A 4,578-nucleotide genomic window follows, 5' to 3' on the forward strand; every position below is an offset into this window, starting at 1 on the left:
CCTCTTGCTTGGGCACGCCCATCTCCTCGGCGAGGAACTCAAGCGCCGTCTGCTTAGTGGCTGCCTTGGGCAGAAAGTCCAGCAGGCCATCCCCGCTCTGCGAGTCGAAGCTGTAGATCGCGACCTCATCGAAGCGATCCTGGGTGCGCTCGGTGACCTGCGCCATCACCGCATCTCGGTTGGCGTGATCGACATAGTAGCTTTGCTTGAACGGGCTCAGATGCTCGGACTCCTGCTCGCGCAGCCCGCTGATATCGGCCACTGCATCGCGCACCGCCGCGGCATCCCAGCGCGGGCAGACCTGTTTGACGTGCTTGACCCAGGCCTGATCGATCTGCCACTGACCGTTCTCGTAGCGGCGGATCGAGGTGCCGACATCACCGATCAGCACATTGGGATGACGAATCCCAAACTCGTCGATCGCGGCTTCGGCCAGACGGAGGTTGCGGCCAGTCACGTAGACCACGAAGATCCCTTGGCGCTCGGTGAGGTCGTTGAACAGCTCGATCGCCCCTGGGTCCGCAGGCCAGCTGCCATTCGGTAGCAGGGTTCGGTCAAGGTCGGTCGCAAGCATCTTCATGCTAGGCTCTCCGTCTAGATTGGGTATGGAGCGGGTTGGACGCCGCAGCGCCGTTGCTATCCATTTCGACAGATCGACTAGGATGAGTCAAACCAGCACGGCGGCCAGGGGTCGTCGAGAGGACGCGATGCGAGAGGTTTCCATGCTTGAACAGACCCGCGTGCACTGTCCTTACTGTGGCGAGGGGATCGATGCCGCCGTCGACTGCTCGGCGGGTAGTCATCGATACATCGAGGATTGCGCTGTCTGCTGCCGGCCGATCGAGCTCGAAGCCGAGATCGATGCCTGGGGGAACCTCCTGCGGTTGGATGTTGGACGCGATGATGACTAGCAGCAGCCATCATCTCGCTGTTGATGCTGGCCCCAGAAACGCGAGCAGCTCATCGGCATGGGCTTCGATCTTGTCGACCGAATCATGACCCGCGCCCGCAATGACCAATAGTCGTGTCCGTGCCGGATCGGCCGCCGCTGCGATGCACCTGGCATCCTCGAGCGGCACGGTTCGATCCTGATCGCCATGGACCAACAGCACAGGGCAGGGAACATGGCGGATGCTATTGGCTGGGGCGATGCGTGCGAACCGATGACCGATCACCCATTCGACATAGCCTTTGGTGAGCTCGACCACAACGCGTGGCAAGTGCAGCCGCGCCAGGTAGCGCTCGGTGAGCTGCGCCGGATCAGCGAAGGCGCCGATGCTGATCACCGCGTCGATCCGTGGATTCCGTGTCGCCTCAAACAGCGCCGCGCCGGCACCAACGGAGTGGCCTAGCACGGCGATGCCTGTTGATTGCGAAGGATGCGCTCGGCGCAGCCAATCGATCGCAGCGCCGAGGTCCTCGGCAAAGCGTGGCAGCGAAGAAAAGCTGTCGCTATCGCTCGCGCCATGGTTGCGTGCATCGAACAGCAGCACATTGAATCCGGCGCGATGCAATGGCTGCGCGAGCGGCAGCATCTGCTCGCCATTGCTGCCCCAGCCGTGCAGGATGATGACCGTTCGCGTGGCATCGGCCGCTGGCAGACACCAGCCGCTGAGCCTGCGGCCGCGCAGCGTAGGGAAGCGGACGCTCTCGAACACAAGGCCGAGGTCCGCGGGCGAGGTCGTCGGCGCTATGCGCGGTGCCCGAAAGCCCAGATGGACGCCGAGCGGGATCAAGATCGCAACGAGCAGCGCGAGAAAGGCGAGCAGCGCGAGCGTCAGCGAGGCGGTGGTGATGATGGAGCTGATCATCGAGCCACTCTAACTCTGGGCTGTTCTCGCGCGCAGTGACGATCGTCGCTAGGTCGCCCTCCGACCCTGGATCATGAAGTCCAAGCGCAAGCGCAAGGGTTGCGGCGACGACGATCGGCGGGTCGTCGCTGCCGTCGTTGCGCGAGCAGCGGCTAGCCTGATGGACAACTGCCGGCGAAGTTCTCGTCTAGCCCACAACGCTTGCCGTCTGCGCGCAGACAGGTGCCGGCCTGCCTATCGACCTCGCCGCCGGTGATCGCGCAGTAGATCTGCGCAGCGTTATCGTAGCCGGTGATCTTGATGCCGTCTTCAGGGCAATGACCGCGCAGCAACGCCCATTCCTCGCACTGGCGATTGTCCTCGAACACGCAGACGCCGTACTGGCCGCCATCCGGGCGCGTGCGGATATCGAGCGTCCCGCCGAGCTTGGCGCAGTTCACCGATGCTGGGTTCGCCAGACCCTGTTCGGCAGCGGGTGAAGCGGGCGGTGGCTCCTGTGCCCCTGTAGACGAAGGGGGCTCTGTCGTTGAATTGGCATTGGCGACGAGCACTGAGCCGGCAAAACTCAGTGCCGCGATCAGCGTCATGAGACCATAGTGAGCATGAATCGGGGGCATGGGCCACAGAGAGTGCGTTGACAGAAAGGTGCTTTATGCTGAGCGACGACCGGCCGCGAGGCAAGTCAGATCTGGCAGCGTTCTTGGGCTGCGGTCTGATGCCGAGCCGGACGCGGTTGACTCTGGTTGGAGCAGGCGAGCGCTGGCTCCAAGGCCCTTGCCTTCGTGGTTGATGACGGTCCCTATGCTGTTGATTCGGCGAATGCGCGCGAAGACTGATCGGCTCCTGCTGCTGTTTTGCGTGCTCGGGGGGCTCTGGCTTGGGTCTGTGGCCGAGCTCGCCGCGATGGAATTGGCCGATGGCTGGGAGTACCGCTGGGGCGATTCGCCGTTCACTGCCGACGGCATTCCGGTATGGACGCTGGATCAGGAGGCCGACGACTGGTCTCCGATTGGATTTCCGTCCAATCCGCCCGGTCGCGATGGTCGGACCAACATCTGGTATCGCACGATCCTGCCTGAGGGCGACTGGCGTGATCCGGTGCTCTACATCTTCAGCGTTGACCTGATCGTCGAGGTCTATCTGGACGGGCACAAGATCTACCAATATGGCCGCTTCGATGATGCCGGGCGCGGGCGGTTCGAGGGTTGGCCCTGGCACATGATTACCCTGCCTCAGGATAGCGGGGGCAAACCGATCTACTTTCGTATCTATTCTGATTACAAGGACATCGGCCTCTGGGGCGAGGTCCAGGTCTTGGAGCGGATCGATCTGCTGCGCAAGCTGATCACTGGGTCGGTCGGCCGCCTGCTCGCGAGCAGCTTGACACTGCTGATTGGCTTGTTGTCGTTGCTGTTCGCGCTGGTACAACGCAAGCAGGGCGTTTTCGGGGCGCTGGCGCTGTTTGCGCTGGCCTCGGGGAGCACGGTGCTCAGTGGCGCCCAGGTCAATCTGTTGCTGCTCGATGCGCCGCTGGTCTGGGATTATCTCGGCGCTGCCGGTTACTTTCTGCTTCCGGTGGCGATGGCATTGCTGCTGCAACACTGGCTGCATCCAGCCTATGCACGCCTGCTCGGGCTGATCTGGAGACTGAACCTGGCCTATCTGATTGGCGCGATCTCGCTCTCCTTGCTGGGTGTCGTCTCGTTGGCCGGGACCTACCCGGTCTTCGATCTGCTGTTCCTGATCAGTGTGCTGGTGCTGTTGCTGCCGGCGCTGGACTTCGTTAGGCGCGGTCATCCTGATCAACAGTTCATCCTCGGCGCCTATGCACTGATGAGCCTGTTGCTCCTGCTCGATATGGCGGTTGCCCACAACCTGCTGCCTTGGGGGCGGGTCCCGCTCGGCTGGGGATCGCTAGGCTTTGCCTTGTCAGTGGTTGCGATCTCGATGTCTCATTACGCCAGGATGCAGCGCGAGCTCTTGCTGCTGAATACCTCGCTGGAGCGGCAGGTGCGGGCGCGCACCGCTGAATTGGAGCAATTGGCCTCCCAGGATGCGCTAACCGGGCTGAAGAATCGTCGCTTCCTCGATCAGGTGCTGCCTCGGGAGCTGGCATTGGCTCAGCGTCAGCAATCGCCATTGTCCGTGCTGGTCTGTGATGTCGATCATTTCAAGCGCTTCAATGACCGTCATGGGCATGCTGCCGGTGACGCCGTGCTTCAGCGAGTTGCTGCACATCTACAAGCCGTGTTTCGGCATACCGATCTGGTGTGTCGGTATGGCGGTGAGGAGTTCGTCATTGTGATGCCCGGCGCCGAGAAGCGCGATGCTTACCGATGTGCGGAGGCCTTACGGAAGCTGGTGACGGCCGATCGCATCGGTCACGGTGGCCAAATCCTAGATCCAGTGACCCTTTCAGTAGGCATCGCGAGCTGGCCAGAGCTTGTTGACGAACCAGGGCAGCTGTTCGAATGCGCTGATCGTGCGCTCTATCGGGCGAAGGCGAATGGACGCGATCGTGTTGAGTACGCTGACTGATCTGAGGCTGCGCTTCGGTCGCTGCTGTGATCTCGCCGCGGCCTAGGATGCAGCTGGGGCTGTCGGATGCTCAAGTCGGGAGCCTGTTCGGAGGCGTCTTCGCCAGCACATCGGGTGTTGAATGATCGGACCCTGACCCATCGGGTGGCATGTCGGTGTAGACAAGGTTGCGGCCGTTCTCTTTTGCCTTGTAGAGGGCGGCGTCGGCGCGGTCGAGCAATGCGTCTGC

Annotated in this window: 5 protein-coding genes; 2 read left to right on the forward strand and 3 right to left on the reverse strand. The window is 62.3% G+C overall.

The window, feature by feature from the left end; translation table 11 throughout:
- A partial coding sequence (locus ACY693_RS15460) for an HAD-IIB family hydrolase (RefSeq protein ID WP_462322707.1) occupies positions 1 to 580 on the reverse strand: 580 nt, incomplete at its 3' end.
- A gap of 142 nt (positions 581 to 722) precedes the next feature.
- Here ACY693_RS15460 and ACY693_RS15465 point away from each other — a divergent pair.
- Positions 723 to 911: a CPXCG motif-containing cysteine-rich protein gene (locus tag ACY693_RS15465; protein WP_462322708.1), complete on the forward strand. Its 189-nt coding sequence runs from the start codon at positions 723 to 725 to the stop codon at positions 909 to 911.
- Between the two features lie 9 nt (positions 912 to 920).
- Here the strand turns inward: ACY693_RS15465 and ACY693_RS15470 are convergent, their stop codons facing one another.
- Together ACY693_RS15470 and ACY693_RS15475 are read right to left on the reverse strand one after the other, a co-directional pair.
- A complete protein-coding gene (locus tag ACY693_RS15470) occupies positions 921 to 1,811 on the reverse strand; it encodes an alpha/beta hydrolase (RefSeq protein ID WP_462322709.1) in 891 nt (296 codons plus the stop codon).
- A gap of 152 nt (positions 1,812 to 1,963) precedes the next feature.
- Positions 1,964 to 2,428, reverse strand: a complete 465-nt coding sequence (locus tag ACY693_RS15475; RefSeq protein ID WP_462322710.1) for a putative hemolysin — start codon at positions 2,426 to 2,428, stop codon at positions 1,964 to 1,966.
- Positions 2,429 to 2,630: 202 nt separating this feature from the next.
- On the opposite strand from ACY693_RS15475, the gene ACY693_RS15480 reads away from it, so the two are divergent.
- Positions 2,631 to 4,349 carry a sensor domain-containing diguanylate cyclase gene (locus tag ACY693_RS15480; protein WP_462322711.1) on the forward strand — a complete coding sequence of 573 codons (1,719 nt, stop codon included), beginning with the start codon at positions 2,631 to 2,633 and terminating at the stop codon, positions 4,347 to 4,349.
- The last annotated feature ends 229 nt before the right edge of the window (positions 4,350 to 4,578 follow it).

The sequence above is a fragment of the Halochromatium sp. genome (genome assembly GCF_054919635.1).